The sequence below is a fragment of the Vibrio sp. MED222 genome (assembly GCF_000153005.1).
In the GTDB taxonomy this organism is placed as follows: domain Bacteria; phylum Pseudomonadota; class Gammaproteobacteria; order Enterobacterales; family Vibrionaceae; genus Vibrio; species Vibrio tasmaniensis_A.
The window spans coordinates 1550407-1568043 of record NZ_CH902606.1; the positions used below are offsets into that span (position 1 = coordinate 1550407).

The window sequence follows — 17637 nt, forward strand, 5'->3', positions numbered from 1 at the left end:
AGACAAGAAAGCCGCATTGTTTGAACAAGCGGCTTTTTTTAGTTTTTATATATGAGCTGACTAGTAAGCGACACCAATACGTTGACGTGGGAACTTACCAGCTTCGAGCTCATCAATCATCGCAATCGCGTAGTCGCTGACTGATATTTTGCTGTTGCCATCTTCGTCGGAGAGCAGTTGGTCACCACCTGTGCGGTAGGTTGATAGCTTATCGCCCGGGAAAATTTCTGCTGCAGGGCTAATGAACGTCCAGTTAACCTCGCTGTTCGATTGCTTGAACACTTCAAGAGCTTCACCCTGTGCTAGTGCTTCGTTTTTGTAATCTGCAGGGAAATCAGGAACAGTTACTAGTGGTACGTTTGGCGCCACTTCTAATGAACCTGCACCGCCAACCCAAAGTAGGCGCTCGATACCAATGCTTGGCAATGTATCAAGCAACTTATCTGCTGTGTTTTTTACGATGTCGTGATTGCCTAGAGCGCGTCCACCAATCGAAGCAATTACCGCATCAACGCCTGAGAAAGCGGTCGCTAGACTTGCCGCTTCATCTTGTAAATCAAATGAACGAACTTCAACATCGCTGATTTCTACGCGGCTTGCATCTCTTACAACAGCAACAACTTCGTGTCCGCGAGATTGAGCTTCTTGAGCGATGTGACTACCAATCCAACCTGATGCGCCTAATACTGCAATTTTCATAATGTCTCTCCAATTATCTAATTTATTGAGTCTGTTTCTCGACAGCCATTGCAGTCTAATAGCTCACTAGGTTGCGATAAATATCGTAAAATGATGTAGATTGTATCTATACAGTTATCTAATAGGCTTGGTTAAGTCGGCAAGGGAGAGTGTGATGGACAGGTTGACGGCGATGCGTAGCTTTGTTGAAGTCGCAAATTGCGCCAGTTTTACTCAAGCAGCAGAGCATTTGGACATGAGCCGTTTACAGGTTTCACGGCATGTTCAAGAGATCGAAGGGTGGTTAAAACAAAGGTTACTGCACAGAACTACTCGTAAGGTCAGTTTGACAGCGGCAGGAGAGATTGCGCTGCAACGTTGCGAGAAGATACTCCATGAAACCGCAGAGCTAGAAGTCACTTCACTCAATCAAACCGACGATCTTTCAGGGGTAATTCGAATTGCAGCGCCGATTGGTTTAACTCAAAACATGCTGTTGGATGTGGTTGAGCAATTCACAGAGCGTCACCCTAATATCACGGTCGAGTTGTTTGCCTCAGACCGTTTTGCGCAGCTGGTGGATGAGAGAATAGATATTGCCCTTCGCTATACTGACCAACCTGACGATAGTTTGATTGCTCGAAAGCTCATGGAAATTGATTCAGTGGTGTGTGCCTCTCAAGTCTACCTAGACAAGTACGGAGAACCTGAAACGGTCGAAGCACTTCGACAGCATAACTGCTTTCGCCATTTGAGTGTTTCTAAGTGGGATTTCGTTAAGGATAACCAGCACTATTCGGTTGAGGTGTCTGGCACTATCAAGGCTAACGATGTTGGGGTATTAACTCGCGCCGCACAGCATGGAAAAGGGATTGTTCGCTTACCTTGTGATTTAGCCAATCCGTTGATTGCAGAAGGGAAATTGAAACGAATATTGGATGACTTTGTTTCACCCAGCAGTGTGCTTTGGGCGGTGTATCTGTCTCGCAGTTATCAGCTGCCTGTTGTTCGTCAGTTCATTGATTTTGCAGCAGAAGTTTGGTCTAGCGATATTAAGTCTGGTGATGTTTGAGGTTATATATCTTAAGTACACAAGTACACAAGGCATAAACACATAAATACAAAAATCCGATATCAAAGGTGATATCGGATTTGAACTCAATCATTCAGAGTTCCACACGCTCTCCTCTCACGAAGTCTTTACACGTATCTGTGTACCGATAATCGGGTGTTTATCGCCTTATCGTTGATGTCAGGTAAAGGCTGATACAAGTTTCTAGTAATGTCGGATAATACTTGGTCGTAAACTTGCGATACGACGCTAGAAATATCACTGGTTAATTCGTATAAGCTATCTGTAGGTTGGGTTAATTCGTTGCTCGATGCGATTTCTGCGAGTGCATGCATCGCTCGAGTGCAAACTGGTGATCCACTGCTAATAGGGCAGATAATTGATAATTGGTTGAGTTTACGGTGAGTCTGAGATGCATAGAATTTGAATCTCGCATACTCCTCAGGTATTCCCGTATTCGACTTTTCTATCCCAGGGATGGCCATTCTCAACTTGGTAAGGATCTCCATGCAATCCAAGATCTGTTGCCAGTTCATGTGGTACTCACGGCTCATGTCTTCTCGTTCTGATTGAATCAGCCAGATGATCATCACTTCATCCATCAAGAACATGCTGTGACGAATCGTTTTTCCATGAATCGATTGATTACGTACTAAGCTACGGTTTTGCCAGTCATTGTGCATAGCGATGAGTTTGAGATGATAAATGCGATACATCGGACGGCTGTCAAACGACACATGAGATTGAAGCAGTTCAGATACCTCAAGTATGTTGTCGTAAATCTGATTCACTTTTCGAATTGAGTCGCTCGTCAATTGATACGCCAGAGCATAATGCGTTGCCGCGCGATGTTTGCGTGATAGCAACAATAACTGTCTGAGTAGAACTAAGGTTTCAAACCGGTGTGATAGCGCTGTTTGTCTCTTCTTTGAGAAATGAAACAGCGCTGCAAGTACTAATAGGGATAAACCCACTGAAATAACGACCAACATATTCAACTCCTAATATCTGAATACCTACTTAGTGGTAGTTCACGATTTGTACCAAAATTGATAAGCATTATATTTCAACGACTTATATTTTGAGCCCGCTTGTGGATGACCAATACTGGTGCATCACCTCACCATTCGAGTGAGTGCGATAGAAGAGGTTAGAGGTTTTTATAGTTTCTAGACTTTGCTATGGCTTAAGCACAAATAGCTACAATCTGGCTAACCTCTTATGCAAGGTTAGTCAGATTGGGTTACACAGAGATGTACATTCAGTGAGTATATAGTGAAGGTATGACTAAAGATTTACGGCGAATGTACCACTGAGAAGACAGATAACCGCGAAGCTCGTTTAGGTCGATAGCCCAATAAGTCGATCGTTCCAGAAATCAATAGCTCGGTAAATCAATAGCGCGATAAGTCGATCACTTTATGACACAGCTTACTCAAAGCCAGTTGATCATGGCTGATCAAAATTAGGCCGCAGTTAGCTTCTTTCGATACTTCAACAATTAACCTTAGCGTTTGTGCTGCAGTGATGGGGTCTAATCGTGATGAGGGTTCATCTGCAATTAACAGTTTTGGGCTCATCAGTAGCGCTCGTAAAATGGCGAACCTCTGTAATTCTCCTCCGGATACTTGGCTTGAAGGACGTTCAAGCAAAGCAGAGTTAAGGCTCAATCTATCTAGAAGTACGGGTATCTTGGAGCGATTTAGCTTGTGAAGCGCACACAAGTCATCAAGCAACGTTTTTAGTGTTGTGTGAGGGGAGTGCGCACTGGGTGGATCTTGGTAAAGCTTAAGGCGTTGTCCTTTTTCGATTTTTTGAACCCAGTCGATATTGCCGGAAAAGTCGTGATGCAACCCTAGTAAAGTATCGGCGAGAGAAGATTTTCCGCATCCGCTGTCACCATAAACTCCCAGTATTTCACCGTGTGATAATGAGAACGTCAGATCTGAAAAGAGTGTTCTTTGATCGCGGTAAATAGCTAAACCTTCAACTTCAAGAAGTAGCTTCTGCCCGCTTTGTATACCAACCTCTGAGGGAGCAGCGTGACTATTTGATTCATTTGAAGGTTGCGAGGAAGCTGGCTGCTCAAGAGACCAATACTCAGGTTGCGCTTGTATTAGCGCTTTTGTGTAGGCCGCTTGTGGCTGATCTAAAATGGCTTTAGCGTCTCCCCTTTCAACAATTGCCCCTTCTTTCATGACAATGATGTCACCACCTAACATTTTAGCCAGTTTAATGTCGTGAGTGATGGTGAGCAGGCCACCGGGTTTGCCATTTTCAAGTTGTTGGCAGTGAGAAAGGAGAAGTTGCCCAACGTGATCACGTCGGCTTTCGTCTAAGCCTTTTGTGGGTTCATCGGCAATTAACAGTTTGCCTCCAGCTTGTGTCGCACATAAGTACGCAGCACGTTGCGCCATTCCGCCCGAGAGTTCAAATGGGTGTTTATCTCCATCTTTGCCCAGATCCATTTGTTGAAGTGCATGATGGGTGAGTGTGTCACTCTGGGAACGACCTTCGTTTAAAACCAGCTTATGAACTTCGCTTATCTGCGATCCTATAGTCCGAAGCGGATTGAGTGCTAACCAAGGTTCTTGAGGTAGCAAAGCTATTTCTTTGCCCCAAAACCGTTCTCGGTTTAAAGGGTTAAGCTCATCAAACAAAGTAATGTCGCCCTCTGGTTTTAAGGCATCAGGTAATGTGCCGGCGATAGCTGCCGCGATTAGGCTTTTCCCCGCGCCTGTTTCTCCCAAAATGGTGAGCGGACGCTGAGGATATAAATCTAAACTTAAGCTCTGGACTAAGGTTTGAGTATCAGTATGAATCGACAGGTTTTCAATTTTTAACATTGCGTTCATGCTGTTACTCCTTTATCCGTTTGTTTGATTAGTTGGGTTTTTTCTTGTTTAGCTCCCGGTTCTCTATGCGCATGGTTTTTTGAGAATTGCGTGTGACGTTTTCCTTGAGCTAATAAATGAAAGCTTAATACCAGAAGAAAAACGGTCAGTACCGGTTGAATCAAAACCCAAGGGGCTTGGTGGTAGTAACGGAACAGTTCAACCATCATTAAGCCGAGCTCAGCTTCTGGTGGCTTGAGCCCAACATGCAGAAAGCCTAAAGACGCGAGTGCCAGTATTGAATTACCCGTACCAAAACAGAACAGGGTGAATAAATCATTTCGGCAATCTGGCCACAAGTGACGCTTGAATATATACCAGTGGTTGAACCCATAAAGTCGAGACGCTTCTACAGCAGGCGACTGAATGAGTGACAACGTCCGGTTGCGTGATACACGGAAAAAGTCCACCCACAGCATGAGAGATATGGCGATATATAGAATGAGGAATGATCCCGGAACCATAGCCGCAAAAAGTAAAACAAGAATTAAGCCGGGCATGGCGAGTATCATGTTCACGTTGAATGAAAAGATTTTATCCCACCATCCTTGTTTCCAACCAGCGATTACTCCCATTGACGTCCCTAACAACGCTGCGGTGGTAATACTGATTAATGCCATGGAAAGTGAGGTGGTAATGGCGTGGCTTAATCTCGCTAAATTACTGCGCCCAAAATGGTCTCTGCCTAAAGGTTCTTCGACAGAAGGCGTTGTGAATGCAAGGTCTAAATTTTGCTTGGCAATATTACCTTGATAGACAGTCCGTTCTAGCATGACTAGGCATAATAAAGCGGCTAAGATAATCAGACCTAACCATTGCGGTTTTGTTAAATTCATACGATCTTAACCTTCTTTTTTTCGGGTTCTGCTTGTTGTTTATTAGGCGCGAATTTTGAAAATAAAGCAGAGGGTTTATTCGCGCGTTGCCTTGGATCCAATTGGTAGTTAACAAGATCGACTAAGGTATTGATGACCACAAACAAAAGTCCCATCAGCAGAGCAGAACCTTGAATCATTGGAATATCTCGACGGAAAATCGCATGCGCCAATGCATGCCCAATACCTGGCCAGGAGAACAATGACTCGATCATAATGATCCCTTCAATTAACCCGGTTGCTTGAACACCAACAAAAGTAATAACAGGTAAAGCGATGTGTTTATGAGCGTGATGCTGGAAAGCTTGCGCCTCACTGAGCCCTTTTAAACGAGCGAATAAAAAGTGCGGTGCTGTGATGGCATCGTGAGTGGCGTTTCTTATAAGACGACTAGACATTGCAGCCAGCGATAGTGCCAAGGCGAGGGCGGGCAAAATGATAAACTCGACTCGACCAAAGCCTGCCACAGGAAGCCAATTCAGCTGTAACGCAAATATAATCACCAAGGCCAAACCTATTAAAAATACAGGCTGAGCTCTTAAGATGATGGAACCTAATAGCGAGAAATGGTCTGCAAAAGAGTCGGTCCGTTTTCCACAATAAATACCGATTGGGATGGCAATGAGAAGAGAAATGACGGTCGCGACGACTGCCAATAAAATGGAATGCCCGAGCTGGTGGCTGATTTCATCAATGACGGGGGTGCCACTAATCAATGATGTTCCCAAATCAAAATGGAGAAGATCCCATAGCCATTCGAGGTATAGCTGCAAGCCCGAACGATCAAGCCCTAGCTCTTGATAAACCGCTTGTGCCGCATCCGCATCTACATAATCATACCCATAGCGACCCGCTGCAATTCGAAAAGCAAAGTCGCCGGGTAACAAGCGCATTAAAATGAAAGTGAGTGTTCCGATACTCCAAGCCACAAAGCCGGCTTGGAGTACTCTTCGGATTAAGATATTAATCATTAATCGTCATCTCTGAGATGCGATAGTTGATTTCAAATGGGTCAAATGAGAAGTGGTTAACACGTTCATTCACCGCGACTAATTGAGTGTAGAAAGTCACAGGAATCAGCGGCATTTCTTCCGCTAATATGGATGAAGCCTCTTGAGTCATTAGATTATATTGTTCTTGGTTTGGTTCAACCGATAGACGTTGAAGTAAGCTGCTGAACTCATCAGAAGACCAGTTCATTGGTCCCCAGTCACTGCCTTTATGGCTAGCAAAGTCGCGCATTAGTAAGGCTAGGGGATCCGCCGTAGTGCCAAAATTACGCGCCACGAGCGCCATTTCTAATGTGCCGTCTTTGTGCTTTGATGGAATTGCACTTGAGTTATCGATAGAAACATTCACTTGAATACCGACTTCTTTAAGCTGAGCTTGAATCGCGGTTGCTACGATAGGCAGCTCTGGTCTGTCTGAGTAGGTAGTTAAAGTAATATCGAATGGTTTGCCTTCTCGCGAAAGGAGACCTTCCTCATTTTCCTGCCAACCTTGCCCTGCGAGTAATGTTTTCGCTTGGTCGATATTGCGCTGAGTTTGTTCAAGGTTATTGATGTGCCATGCGCCAAGAGAAGGGGCAAACAGTTGATAGGCTTCAGAGCCTGGAACGCGGACGATTTGTTTTGAAATACCCGTTCGGTCCAAAGCTAAACTGATAGCTTGACGCACATCTGAATGATTCAAAAGTGGGTGTTCATTATTCAACTTAATTAGGATCGTTCTTGGGATTGACTCCATCACTAATTCAACATTTTTTGCAGACTCAAGTAGGTCGATACTGGCTGGATCGAGTGTGTAAACCAGATCGGCTTGACCGGTTTGTGCTAACAAAGCACGGCTTTCAGAGCGATGACCTGCAAGGTAGTGAACATGTTCAATCGAGGCTTTTGTGCCCCAGTAGTCCGCATTTTTGACAACATGCGCTTTATGAGGAGCTTGTAATTCTTGGATTTTATAAGGACCTGTACCACTCAGCTGTGCCACGCTCCCTTGTTGATCAAACGAACTTGGTGCTGCAATCGCTGCTGTGTAATGCGCTAACACGGCCAGCAATGGTCGATAAGGTTGAGATAGCTCGATGACTAGAAGGTTGTCTGAAGCTGATATTTCTTTGATGGGTACTCGCTTTAATACGCCAGGTTTATTTAAAGCGTGAGAAAGAGAAGTTTGAACAGCTTGCGCGGTAAGCGGTGAACCATCGTGGAAAACAACGTCTGGGCGCAATGTGAATTCCCAGCGTAGATTGTTTGCGCTAGTTGTCCATTCTTTCGCTAATAAAGGTGTGATGTTGCCTGACTTATCGATAGCAGTAAGCGCTTCAACGACTTGTAACCGTGTAAATAAATAGCCGTTTTTAGATAAATCTTGGTCGGTAAATTCGAAGGGGCCAGAAATGTTTAGCTTTGTTGGTTGTGTTTCGTTTGATGGTAAAAATATCCAAATGAGTAGTGCACTGATGGAAATTAGCGCCAGTGCGGCAAGCTTTTTCATGCTTTTGTCCTAGTTATGAGTAACATTTGCAATGTTATAACATAACAACATTGTATTGTTAATGATAATAGTTGCTAATTGGATCGGTTTTTTATCGGACGTGAGTATGAAAAAAGCCCCACTGAAATCAGTGAGGCTCTAATTTGGGATGCTATTCAGACGCTAACAGGGTTTACTTGACGGTATCAATCAGCTGTAAAAGCTGTTTGAGTGACAGTCACTATACCCTGCTTAAAATAAGCTTTGCTCAATTGGTGAGCCTAGATCTGTTTAGGTCAATGCGCTTGAGTTAATATCGGGATACTAAGCACTAAGCACTAAGCACTAAGCACTAAGCATTAAATATTAAACATTAAGCCAGTTTTAGGTCGAACTCAGTGCGGTACATCACCATATCTTCAATGGTCAGTACAGGCATGTTGTGCATTTTACCGAAAGCAACGATCTCTGGCGCTTTTGCCATCGTGCCGTCTGGGTTGGTAACTTCACACAGTACACCTGCCGATTGAAGACCTGCCATTTGCATTAGATCCACAGTACCTTCTGTGTGACCGCGGCGAGCCAGTACACCACCTTTACGCGCACGTAATGGGAATACGTGGCCAGGGCGAGCTAGGTCAGTAGGTTTAGCCGTTGGGTTTGCTGCTGTCTTGATCGTTGTTACACGGTCAGCGGCAGAAACACCTGTTGTTACGCCGACTTTTGCTTCGATAGTAACGGTAAACGCAGTTTGGTTTGCGCTGTTGTTATCAACAACCATAGGTGGAAGTTCGAGTTGGTTTGCTTGCTCGTCTGTTAAGCATAAGCACACAATACCGCTGCATTCTCGGATCATAAGCGCCATTTGAGCATTCGTTAGGTGTTCTACTGAGTAGATGATGTCGCCTTCGTTCTCACGATCTTCATCGTCAAGTAGAAGCACGCCACGACCTTCGCGCAGAGCTTGCAGTGCGTTTTCAACGCGAGTGATTGGTTCGCCAAATTCGGCAAGTAGTGAAGACTGATTCATGGTTAAACTCCTAAAATATCACCAGAATCAGGGCTGTATGAGGGATCTCAACCGAGCACAACAAAGCAGACTCATTACAAGTCGACTTGTACCAATCGTAGTAAACAACTGGTCATTCTAGCTGGTTAAAACCCTTGATAACGGCGTTAAAATTTTTGACTGTAGAATAACTACTTATCGAAAAATTTTGCCTTGTTCTCAAGCGTTTTTCCTGCGCTATCTCTGATCATTTATTTACTGTGATTGGTATTAGCTCATTATGGTTTTATCCAAAACGAAATGCACCCGTCTAAGTTGGAGGCATGAACCTAATAAATAGGTACATGCCTCCAACTTAAACGAGTGTGTTTTCATTCTCTCTCATCCGGACTATGACCGTCGGCTCTGGCATCTCACCAGATCTGCTGACCTCGACGAATCGAGCGCTCGCGGGCTTATCTTTAGATTTTGCTAAAAACATACCGCCGGTGGGGAATTTCGCCCCGCCCTGAGAATAAAAATTAATAATCTGTTTTGCTTTGAAAGCAGACCAGATGGTAATCCTTTCAATAGTGGATTTAAAGGACTGACAGCAAAGTTTTTCAGATTCCAGCCTTATAATCGGGTAAGTGTTCACTTTATCAGCAGAACGTGTCCGGCAGTCTTTAGTGGGATAATGCCTTTGTCTCAGTTGGTTTGAGTGGTCTTGGTTGCTCTATGAACATAAGTGGATGCTGAACAATTTTGTGCTGGCGTGGCTGTTCACCGAATCAATACTTAAGAGGTTCATCAATCAAACATTGTTAGACCATGACGGCTTAATGACCGTTTTGACATAAAATTGATATTGGCAGTGCTAAGCTGCGCTAGCATCCATCCACTTTATCCAAAAGATCTTAGTCATGACATCTCCGTTCTCTAACAAATCCAAAGGCTTATTACTGCTCGTTTTAAGTTTGTCTTCTCTCGTACCGTTTTTGATCTTTGGATCTAATTTTGACCTTGGGGCTGCGGTTTCGCCTTTCCAAGGCGCCTTCATAACGTTTGTGACTTACTCGGCGGGTAATCAAGGATTCTTGGTAACGCTAGCTGTTTTGTCTTTGGTATTGCTCACGATGAAATTTTCCAAAGCTAAGCTCGTCAGCCTTTGTCTGCAGCTCGGCTTGTTGTTGGTTCTCAGCTTTGCAGCAAAAACTTTCTTAAAGCACTCTACAGAAAGCCCGCGTCCTTATTCTGAGTATTTGGTGACGCAAGAAGTCGTTGACATGCCAGAGCTGTTTTACGAACTGCCATTGGTAGAAAAGAACGCAGCGATTGCATCTGTGAAAGATAAGGTGAGTGAGTGGCGAACGCGTCACTGGTTGGGTGAGACTGACTATTCTTTCCCATCTGGGCACATGATTTTCGTTGGCGTGTGTCTGGCGTTCTTTGGCGGCTTGTTCCTAGAAGCGAAACGTTTTTACTTAGTTGGCGGTTTGCTAGTTTGGGCTGGTGGCGTTGCTTATAGTCGTGTTTGGCTTGGTATGCACCGCCCTGAAGACTTAGCTGCGTCTATCGCCTTTGCCGGTTTGATCTACCTATTGGTGCCACTGATTCCGACGCAAAGAATAGAACCTTTGTTACCGATGTTTCTAAGAGGTAGCAAATGAGTAATAAACTTGCCTAGAAGAGCAATAGTGGGGCTTTTGAGAGAGAGGAATAAAAAACCGCCTTCGGAGAAGGCGGCTATTTTAAACGATGACTGCTATTGAAAAACTATAGACGATATTTGAAATCATAACCGCTACACACTACAAGTTTCATTTTAAATAACTGTTTTAGTATGAATTAACGCAGTTTAAACATACCAACCATTGATGCCAGTCGTTCGTTTACTTGGGAGATATTGTTGGTTTGCACCAAAGCTTGATCTCCATTTTTGTTGAGTTCATTTACAATGTCACTCAGAGCCACCATGTTACGACTAATTTCCTGAGTGACGCTGCTTTGCTCTTCTGCGGCCGTTGCAATTTGAATGCTTAGGTCATTGATACCCGTTACTTGTGACGTTAGCTCATTTAAGCTGCTGCCCACTTTCTCGGTGTTATTAAATGTTTCGTCACAAGTCCCTTTCGTCTTATTCATAGACTCTTCAACATTCTTGTTCACTGAAAGCAAACGAGTCAGCGCTTGTTCAATCTGTTGTGTACTCGCTTGTGTTCGACTCGCTAAGGCTCTCACTTCATCAGCTACTACTGCAAACCCACGACCTTGCTCGCCCGCTCGTGCGGCTTCAATCGCTGCATTTAACGCAAGGAGATTGGTCTGTTCAGCGATTTCACCAATCACTGTCAAAATATCACTGATCCCTTTAGTTTCTTGGCTCATGCTTTCTAGGTTCGATGATGTGTTCTCTATCTCAGAAACTAGTGCATTAACCTTCATTTGTGCATCACCGACAGCATTGAGTGATTGCTCCCCGATATCGGACGCGACTTTAGTTGATTGCGCCGTTTCACCTGCATTTTGGGCAACGGCGTCAGCTGTTGAACTCATTTCTTCAATGGCAGTGACAATTTGTTCAGTTTCTTGCACGTGCTGATTCAAAATGTGGTTATTTTCATCTGATTTATGTTCAAGTTGCTGCACATTTTCTTTCAGTTCAGACGATGCTGCGTCAATCTTTAGCATCAAGTCTTGTATATGCTCGATGAATTGGTTTACACCAGATGCGATTTGCCCTAAATCATCGTGTTTCTTTACTTCGAGTCTCTGAGTTAAATCACCATCACCATTTGATAGCCCTGTAATGGTTTCTTTCAACGCTAGGATGGGTTTGTAAAGAATATTGAGAATGAATAACGTGGCAACTACGCTGATCAATAGGTAGACAATCGTGATCATAATTGCTTGCTGCTGAGCGACTTCTAGCGCTGCGAATACGACGCTTTTGTCTAATCCAACAAGTAGGTACCACTCTTTATCACCATAGCTAACCGCATGGCTGAACATCACTTTCTCAACGCCGTTGATACTATAATTAACGATTGTGCTTTCTGAATTTTGTGCTTTTTTTGCAACGTCTTTCAAAGAAGCGTAATCCGTTAATTTAGTGCCCACCTTAACCACATTGGATGTGCTAGCCAGCACCGTCATGTCATTGGTCATCATCATCGAAATAGCACCGTTGAGGTCGATTTCAGAGACAGTGTCACTTAGAACATCGAGTGGAATGTCTGCCAATACCACACCGTTACCAACATCTTTACCAATGCTCACCATTAAGGTACCTGTTGTGGAGTCTGTATATGGGTCTGTATATACAAGGCTTCCTGAACGCTTACCTTCTTTGTACCAAGCTTTACTGCGAGGGTCGTAGCTTGATGGGCTTTTGTGATTATCCCAGCCCGGGTAATCGAATGAGGCATAAGCATCGCCATTGTCAAAACCTATCATTAAGTTCGCGACATCAGCACCTAATGAGCCCACGCGCATTCGCTCGGCGTGTCTATCTTGATAATTATGTTGACGATAATCAGCAGCTACTTTTGCTACTGCTTGTGTTTTTGCTTCTAGGTAAGTCTCAACCTTATTCCCTTCAATGCGAATACGGTCTTGTGTGCTCTGATAAATATTCTCAGTCAGTGCTTCCTTATTGCTCTGATATGAAAAATAGTTGGCTGAGCCTACACTTATTGCAATTATTGCTGATACGGCGACTAAAAGAACTTGCTTAAACCCAAGTTGTTTCATTTGAAAGTCCTTAATACTGAATGTGTTCATTTTCCTGCTTAATGAATATGCAGTATATAGACGTATTATGAATAGGACTACGCTACCAATTGAACATTCAGCCTGATTTGAACAGTCTCAGCTCTGTATACAAAAAGCTCATGAAAAAATGGTTTATGCAGTAATGGTTCATTGATGGTGAATGAGAGGGAATCGTTACCGCCAGATAGAGATGTTTACGACAGTGTGGTACTGACTTTAAAGCTTAAATAAGGCGCCGCATTAGGGTATTTGAGCATAATGGATAACGTCACTAGTCAGTCATATGAGCTTGCTTATCGAGATGAGTGAGCTGTCATCAAAATAGTTACAAAACGTAAGCAACCTTCAGTACTTACGTTATCTCTATACTAACCAGCTAAGCCTTGCCAAATGGCAGTAAAGCCACTGATAGAACATAACAGTAAAGAACCAATACGTATCTTCTCTTTAGGAATGCTTTGCGTGGTCATTAACGCCACTTTGTAACCCAACCAAGCAGCAGGCAGCAAAGGTATGGTGATGATCAAATGGTGCATAGTGAAGAAGCCAATTGGGATCTGAACAATCAACGAAATGATTGAACTAAAGACAAAAAAGGCAGACAAGTTGCCACGAAGTTGATTGGCATCTTGGTGCTGTAGCAGTAGCGCCATCGGCGGGCCACCAATACCTGAACTGGTGCCAAAGAATCCTGAGAAAAATCCCGCGATGCCCATTTTGGCAGGCGTCGGCTCTAACCTAAACGGAAGCAAGCTGACAATCACTGCAAATACCACTAATAAACCTAACCAAAGTGACAACACGCTCGTTGAAACCATCACCAACAAGGCACCGCCTGCTAGTGAGCCTGGAATGCGTCCTAGTAATGCGATTTTTAATCCGCCAATAGAAATGTTTGCACGGTGTTTAAAGGCGTTGAATAAAGAGATGAACAGGCCAACTAAACAGATAGGCGCAGGTACATAGTCTGGTGAAACCAAAAACAGCAGTGGGGCAGCCACAATGGCCAAACCAAAGCCGATTGCGGTTTGCACAAATGAGCCTGCAAAAATGAGTGCCATTGCGATAAGGGCGGTCTGATCTAGGTATTCCATAAGCCTGCGGATTAGTTTTAAAGGAGCAAGTGAATACTATAAATTAAAACGAAAAGAATAGTCTTATTATTCAGTGAGGTTTATGCAAGTTTCGCTAGTTATAATTTCGATTACAACGGCCAATAAAAAAGAGAGCGAATATCTCAGGATGTGCTCCTTTCAATATCCACTCTCTTATTGGATTGCTTATCGATTTTTGCTGTTGGGGGAGTCAGCGTTAAACGCTAAGCCATTGCAAATTTCAGTCGCTCAATCGGCTTGTCATTGATAGGCAAATGGATCAGTGCTGCTGCAAATGCCAGTACCACCGTTGACCACCAGATTGGCTCGTAAGAACCGTAGTAATCGTAAATACGACCACCAACCCAAGCGCCTAAGAAGCTACCCACTTGGTGAGTAAAGAATACCAAGCCGTACAACGTCGACAGGTAACGAGCACCGAAGATCTGACGAACTAAACCAGACGTTAGCGGAACCGTACCCAACCAACAGAAACCAATCGCCGCACCGAAGATAGCTGCGGTTGACTCAGTCACTGGCAAAGTCACAAACGCACCAATAACTACAGTACGCACTAAGTACAGTGCCGACATTACATGACGTTTGCTGAACTTATCGCCCATCACACCCCAGAAGTAAGACCCGAAGATGTTGAAGATACCTACATAAGCCAGTGCCATTGCTGCGCTGCTTGCTGGTAGGTTTTTGTCGGCTAAGTAACTTGGTAAGTGCGTCGCAATGAACATCACGTGGAAACCACACACGAAGAAGCCGGCGTGAATTAACCAGTAACTTTTGTTCGCAAACGCCTCAGACAACGCTTCTTTTAGCGTTTGGTTCTCTTCAGCTTGCGCTTGTTTGTTTGAGGCTGCTTTAGGTGCTCGCATAAACAGTGCAAATGAGATCATCAAACAACAAAGCACGCCAAAGACTTGCATCGCACTTTGCCAATCAAATTCGTTCAACATGTATTGCGCGCCCGGAATTACCGCGAACATACCAAATGAACCTGCTGCTGTGGTTAAACCAAATGCCTTCGCTGCGTGCTCTGCAGGTACTACTTTTGCTACCGCGCCCAACACGATCACATAGCTCGTCGCACTCAATCCAAGGCCAACTAATGCGCCTAGTGAAACGTAAAGCATGCTTGATTCGGTAGACATTGAGGTAAGAAGTAAACCCAAACCGTAAGCACATGCGCCAGCAATAATGATGCGTCTTGCTCCCCATTTGTCAGCGGCCATGCCCACAAAAGGCTGGAACACACCGAACAGCAGGTTTTGTAGAGCAATGGCGAAGCTGAAAAACTCGCGGCCGGTGCCGAAATGCTCTGAAATTGGCATCATGAAAATGCCGAATGATTGTCTGATCCCTAGACTGATAATAAGTGTGCCGATCCCAAGCCATACCAGTAAAGGAAAACGGAAAATGCTCATTCTAATACTCTTAAATTAATGGTGGTGATGTGAGTGGTCTTGCGCTGACATGTGTTGGTCAGTCATCTTATTATGGTGTTCGTGCCCGGAATGCTCATGCGCTGACTGCTGGTGGCATCCACTGCTAACGGCATGCTGAGCCAAGAGATCAATCAATGGCTGACTGTGATGCACAATTACCAAACTAATAACAAGGAATAGCGTCATTCTGGCGAGTTGGGCAAAAAGAGATTGTGAAAACATAAGGTGTTTACATGCGCTCAATGTTGTAAGAAGTCGCGCATCATAATGACGAGTAGGGTATGTATCAAATGACCTTTTGTGATTTAGTCTATGCGTTTTATGCATAGATTTAAGCATCGCTGGAGTTGGAATGAAACGTAGCTAATAAACAGGAAAACACGAAGCTCGCTGATTATGTGGTAGAAGCGGAGAATTTAGGATGGATATTTAATTTTTTAGATATAACTGCTTGCTTTAGTGAAGTATTTTAAAGCCTGTAAAAACTAGTATACAAATTAATCACTCAGTAACACTGCGCATTTACTCGACTTATCTGTTAAACATCGTAAATTTGTACTTCAATCGTTTCAACGGGACTGAAACGCGATGTTAAAAGATTCAGGGAGAGTCATTCACATGGATAAAGATCATAACCTTCGCGAAAACTTACTGGCACTGCTCTTAGGTAGCGCGCTAGTGTCACTCGGCGTTATCTTTTTCAATCAAGTCGGTTTGCTCACCGGAGGCACGGCTGGTCTAGCGATCTTCATTACCAAAGTGACAGATTTGAGCTTTGGCCAAGTGTTCTTCGCACTTAACTTACCTTTCTATATTTTGTCGGTTGCTCGTATGGGCTGGCGCTTCACCATCAATACGTTTATCGCGGTTTCGATTGTTTCGTTCGCCGTGGATCACTTGTATCACGTGATTCAAATTGCCGAAATTCATGCATTGTATGCAGCTTTACTTGGTGGTGGCTTGATTGGTACCGGCATGTTGGTGATCTTCCGTCATAAAATGAGCTTAGGTGGCTTCAACATTCTGGCGCTGTTCTTACAAGAACGTTTTGGGATTCGTGCGGGTAAGGTTCAGATGGCACTAGATTGTACGATTGTTGTGCTTTCACTGTTTATCGTTGATGTGTCGCTGGTTCTTCTGTCTGTACTGGGTGCGATAGTAACCAACTTGATTTTGGCGATGAACCATAAACCGGGACGCTATCAACCGGTCGTAAAAGCGGAAGCGGCGTAGTTCGGTACGATCAAGCACTAGGTTCGCTTAAGCACTCGATTCGCATAAACAAAGCGTGATTTTCAGATTATGAAAACAACAAAGCCAGCATCAATTGCTGGCTTTGTTCTATTCAAATAATGGGTTTGAGCTAGTTACTATCAGTATTTCTATTGGCACTTACCGCAATCAGCGTCCGACTTGAGCTCACAATCAATCACATTGCCTTGCTTATCCAGTGACAAGTTACAGCATTGTTCGAATAGGTTCTTAAGATCCGCGCGGCTTTTCTGAACACGAGACTTAACGGTTGAGTAGCTGATGTTTTGAGCCTCTGCGATCTCTTTTTGGCTTTGACCTTTGATATCGACAGCAAGCAGTAGCGATGAACTTTGTTCTGGCAGTGCCTGAATAAAAGGTTCAATACACAATGAGAGCTTCTGCTTAAATTCAGAGTCGTGGTCTAAATCGGTAAACCACAGATCTTCAGCATCAATTTGGCTATCGCGTTGTTGGCGTGCATGCTTACGGTAGAAGTCGATAATGGTGTTGTTGGCTAACTGGAATAGCCACGATTTCACACTGCTCGCATCTTGTACCTTGTCTAAGTTCTGATAGGTCTTAATTAAGATATCTTGGAGCAAGTCGTCTACATCCGCAGAGTTGTTGACCTTTGAATGCAGGAATGACTTTAACGCTTGCTGATACTCGGCCCAGACTTGTTCGATCTTTAAAGATGCCTTATTCAAAGGTGCCCCGTTCAAAGGTGCATCAGTTGCACTGTTCATTTACGCAACACTCGTCTTGTAAGAAATCAATCACACCTTCTAGGCACTCATACTCTGCTACACAGAAAAGGGTTCTTCCTTCTCGTCTTTGGCTGATGAGGCCTGCAGACGCTAGGCTTGAAATGTGGTGAGACAAGGTAGAACCGGGAATGCCTAGCTCTTCTTGTAGGCCGCCAACTGCAATGCCTTGGTAGCCAGCTTTAACGACACTCTTATAAATGGTTAGACGAATAGGATGTCCTAACTCTTTAAGTGCTTTCGCAACGACTTCTAAGTTCATATTAACTCCTCAAGATTTAATTTCGATGTTAGTCGAAATGTATGTCG

15 protein-coding genes and 1 riboswitch are annotated in these 17637 nt (G+C 44.0%); of the genes, 3 read left to right on the plus strand and 12 right to left on the minus strand.

Annotated elements, in window-relative coordinates; all coding sequences use genetic code 11:
- Nucleotides 1–60 precede the first annotated feature (60 nt).
- Nucleotides 61–699, minus strand: a complete 639-nt coding sequence (locus MED222_RS14945) for an NAD(P)-dependent oxidoreductase (protein ID WP_009846267.1) — start codon at nt 697–699, stop codon at nt 61–63.
- A gap of 154 nt (nt 700–853) precedes the next feature.
- On the opposite strand from MED222_RS14945, the gene MED222_RS14940 reads away from it, so the two are divergent.
- Nucleotides 854–1750 (plus strand): LysR family transcriptional regulator, encoded by an 897-nt coding sequence (locus tag MED222_RS14940; RefSeq protein ID WP_009846268.1) that lies wholly within the window; start codon nt 854–856, stop codon nt 1748–1750.
- A gap of 128 nt (nt 1751–1878) precedes the next feature.
- On the opposite strand, the gene MED222_RS14935 is transcribed toward MED222_RS14940, so the two are convergent.
- The 6 genes from MED222_RS14935 to ribB form a co-directional block, all read right to left on the minus strand.
- Entirely contained in the window at nt 1879–2742 is an 864-nt protein-coding gene (locus tag MED222_RS14935) for a hypothetical protein (RefSeq protein ID WP_009846269.1), read from the minus strand.
- A gap of 402 nt (nt 2743–3144) precedes the next feature.
- Complete coding sequence (locus MED222_RS14930; RefSeq protein ID WP_009846270.1) at nt 3145–4605, minus strand: ABC transporter ATP-binding protein; 1461 nt, start codon at nt 4603–4605, stop codon at nt 3145–3147.
- Complete coding sequence (locus tag MED222_RS14925; RefSeq protein ID WP_009846271.1) at nt 4602–5480, minus strand: ABC transporter permease; 879 nt, start codon at nt 5478–5480, stop codon at nt 4602–4604. Before MED222_RS14925 ends, MED222_RS14930 begins: the two co-directional genes overlap by 4 nt.
- On the minus strand, nt 5477–6490 hold the full coding sequence (locus tag MED222_RS14920) for an ABC transporter permease (protein WP_009846272.1): 1014 nt from the start codon (nt 6488–6490) through the stop codon (nt 5477–5479). Before MED222_RS14920 ends, MED222_RS14925 begins: the two co-directional genes overlap by 4 nt.
- Nucleotides 6483–8018 carry an ABC transporter substrate-binding protein gene (locus MED222_RS14915; protein WP_009846273.1) on the minus strand — a complete coding sequence of 512 codons (1536 nt, stop codon included), beginning with the start codon at nt 8016–8018 and terminating at the stop codon, nt 6483–6485. Before MED222_RS14915 ends, MED222_RS14920 begins: the two co-directional genes overlap by 8 nt.
- A gap of 352 nt (nt 8019–8370) precedes the next feature.
- Entirely contained in the window at nt 8371–9027 is a 657-nt protein-coding gene (ribB, locus tag MED222_RS14910; protein WP_004733029.1) for a 3,4-dihydroxy-2-butanone-4-phosphate synthase, read from the minus strand.
- 348 nt (nt 9028–9375) lie between these two features.
- Nucleotides 9376–9526, minus strand: a riboswitch (FMN riboswitch).
- Nucleotides 9527–9908: 382 nt separating this feature from the next.
- Here ribB and MED222_RS14900 point away from each other — a divergent pair.
- Nucleotides 9909–10655, plus strand: coding sequence for a phosphatase PAP2 family protein (locus tag MED222_RS14900; protein WP_009846275.1), 747 nt, complete (start codon nt 9909–9911; stop codon nt 10653–10655).
- Between the two features lie 178 nt (nt 10656–10833).
- Here MED222_RS14900 and MED222_RS14895 read toward each other — a convergent pair whose 3' ends face one another.
- The 3 genes from MED222_RS14895 to MED222_RS14885 all read right to left on the minus strand — a co-directional run bounded on the left by MED222_RS14895 (nt 10834) and on the right by MED222_RS14885 (nt 15289).
- Entirely contained in the window at nt 10834–12738 is a 1905-nt protein-coding gene (locus MED222_RS14895; protein WP_009846276.1) for a methyl-accepting chemotaxis protein, read from the minus strand.
- Nucleotides 12739–13127: 389 nt separating this feature from the next.
- Nucleotides 13128–13853 carry a sulfite exporter TauE/SafE family protein gene (locus tag MED222_RS14890; RefSeq protein WP_009846277.1) on the minus strand — a complete coding sequence of 242 codons (726 nt, stop codon included), beginning with the start codon at nt 13851–13853 and terminating at the stop codon, nt 13128–13130.
- 224 nt (nt 13854–14077) lie between these two features.
- Complete coding sequence (locus MED222_RS14885; protein WP_009846278.1) at nt 14078–15289, minus strand: MFS transporter; 1212 nt, start codon at nt 15287–15289, stop codon at nt 14078–14080.
- A gap of 639 nt (nt 15290–15928) precedes the next feature.
- Between MED222_RS14885 and MED222_RS14880 the strand changes: the two genes are divergently transcribed.
- Entirely contained in the window at nt 15929–16543 is a 615-nt protein-coding gene (locus MED222_RS14880; RefSeq protein WP_009846279.1) for a YitT family protein, read from the plus strand.
- 149 nt (nt 16544–16692) lie between these two features.
- On the opposite strand, the gene sigZ is transcribed toward MED222_RS14880, so the two are convergent.
- Both sigZ and MED222_RS14870 read right to left on the minus strand, forming a co-directional pair.
- On the minus strand, nt 16693–17310 hold the full coding sequence (gene sigZ / locus MED222_RS14875; protein WP_009846280.1) for an RNA polymerase sigma factor SigZ: 618 nt from the start codon (nt 17308–17310) through the stop codon (nt 16693–16695).
- Complete coding sequence (locus MED222_RS14870) at nt 17294–17590, minus strand: ArsR/SmtB family transcription factor (RefSeq protein WP_004733042.1); 297 nt, start codon at nt 17588–17590, stop codon at nt 17294–17296. The genes sigZ and MED222_RS14870 overlap by 17 nt, the downstream gene beginning before the upstream one ends.
- Nucleotides 17591–17637: the final 47 nt, after the last annotated feature.

Bases quoted from the DNA above. Each gene is read 5' to 3' on its own strand.
- MED222_RS14900 (WP_009846275.1), top strand. From the start codon at position 9,909: ATGACATCTCCGTTCTCTAACAAATCCAAAGGCTTATTACTGCTCGTT.
- MED222_RS14945 (WP_009846267.1), bottom strand. From the start codon at position 699: ATGAAAATTGCAGTATTAGGCGCATCAGGTTGGATTGGTAGTCACATC.
- MED222_RS14935 (WP_009846269.1), bottom strand. From the start codon at position 2,742: ATGTTGGTCGTTATTTCAGTGGGTTTATCCCTATTAGTACTTGCAGCG.
- MED222_RS14915 (WP_009846273.1), bottom strand. From the start codon at position 8,018: ATGAAAAAGCTTGCCGCACTGGCGCTAATTTCCATCAGTGCACTACTC.
- MED222_RS14930 (WP_009846270.1), bottom strand. From the start codon at position 4,605: ATGAACGCAATGTTAAAAATTGAAAACCTGTCGATTCATACTGATACT.
- MED222_RS14880 (WP_009846279.1), top strand. From the start codon at position 15,929: ATGGATAAAGATCATAACCTTCGCGAAAACTTACTGGCACTGCTCTTA.
- MED222_RS14885 (WP_009846278.1), bottom strand. From the start codon at position 15,289: ATGAGCATTTTCCGTTTTCCTTTACTGGTATGGCTTGGGATCGGCACA.
- MED222_RS14895 (WP_009846276.1), bottom strand. From the start codon at position 12,738: ATGAAACAACTTGGGTTTAAGCAAGTTCTTTTAGTCGCCGTATCAGCA.
- MED222_RS14925 (WP_009846271.1), bottom strand. From the start codon at position 5,480: ATGAATTTAACAAAACCGCAATGGTTAGGTCTGATTATCTTAGCCGCT.
- MED222_RS14940 (WP_009846268.1), top strand. From the start codon at position 854: ATGGACAGGTTGACGGCGATGCGTAGCTTTGTTGAAGTCGCAAATTGC.
- sigZ (WP_009846280.1), bottom strand. From the start codon at position 17,310: ATGAACAGTGCAACTGATGCACCTTTGAACGGGGCACCTTTGAATAAG.
- MED222_RS14920 (WP_009846272.1), bottom strand. From the start codon at position 6,490: ATGATTAATATCTTAATCCGAAGAGTACTCCAAGCCGGCTTTGTGGCT.
- MED222_RS14870 (WP_004733042.1), bottom strand. From the start codon at position 17,590: ATGAACTTAGAAGTCGTTGCGAAAGCACTTAAAGAGTTAGGACATCCT.
- MED222_RS14890 (WP_009846277.1), bottom strand. From the start codon at position 13,853: ATGGAATACCTAGATCAGACCGCCCTTATCGCAATGGCACTCATTTTT.
- ribB (WP_004733029.1), bottom strand. From the start codon at position 9,027: ATGAATCAGTCTTCACTACTTGCCGAATTTGGCGAACCAATCACTCGC.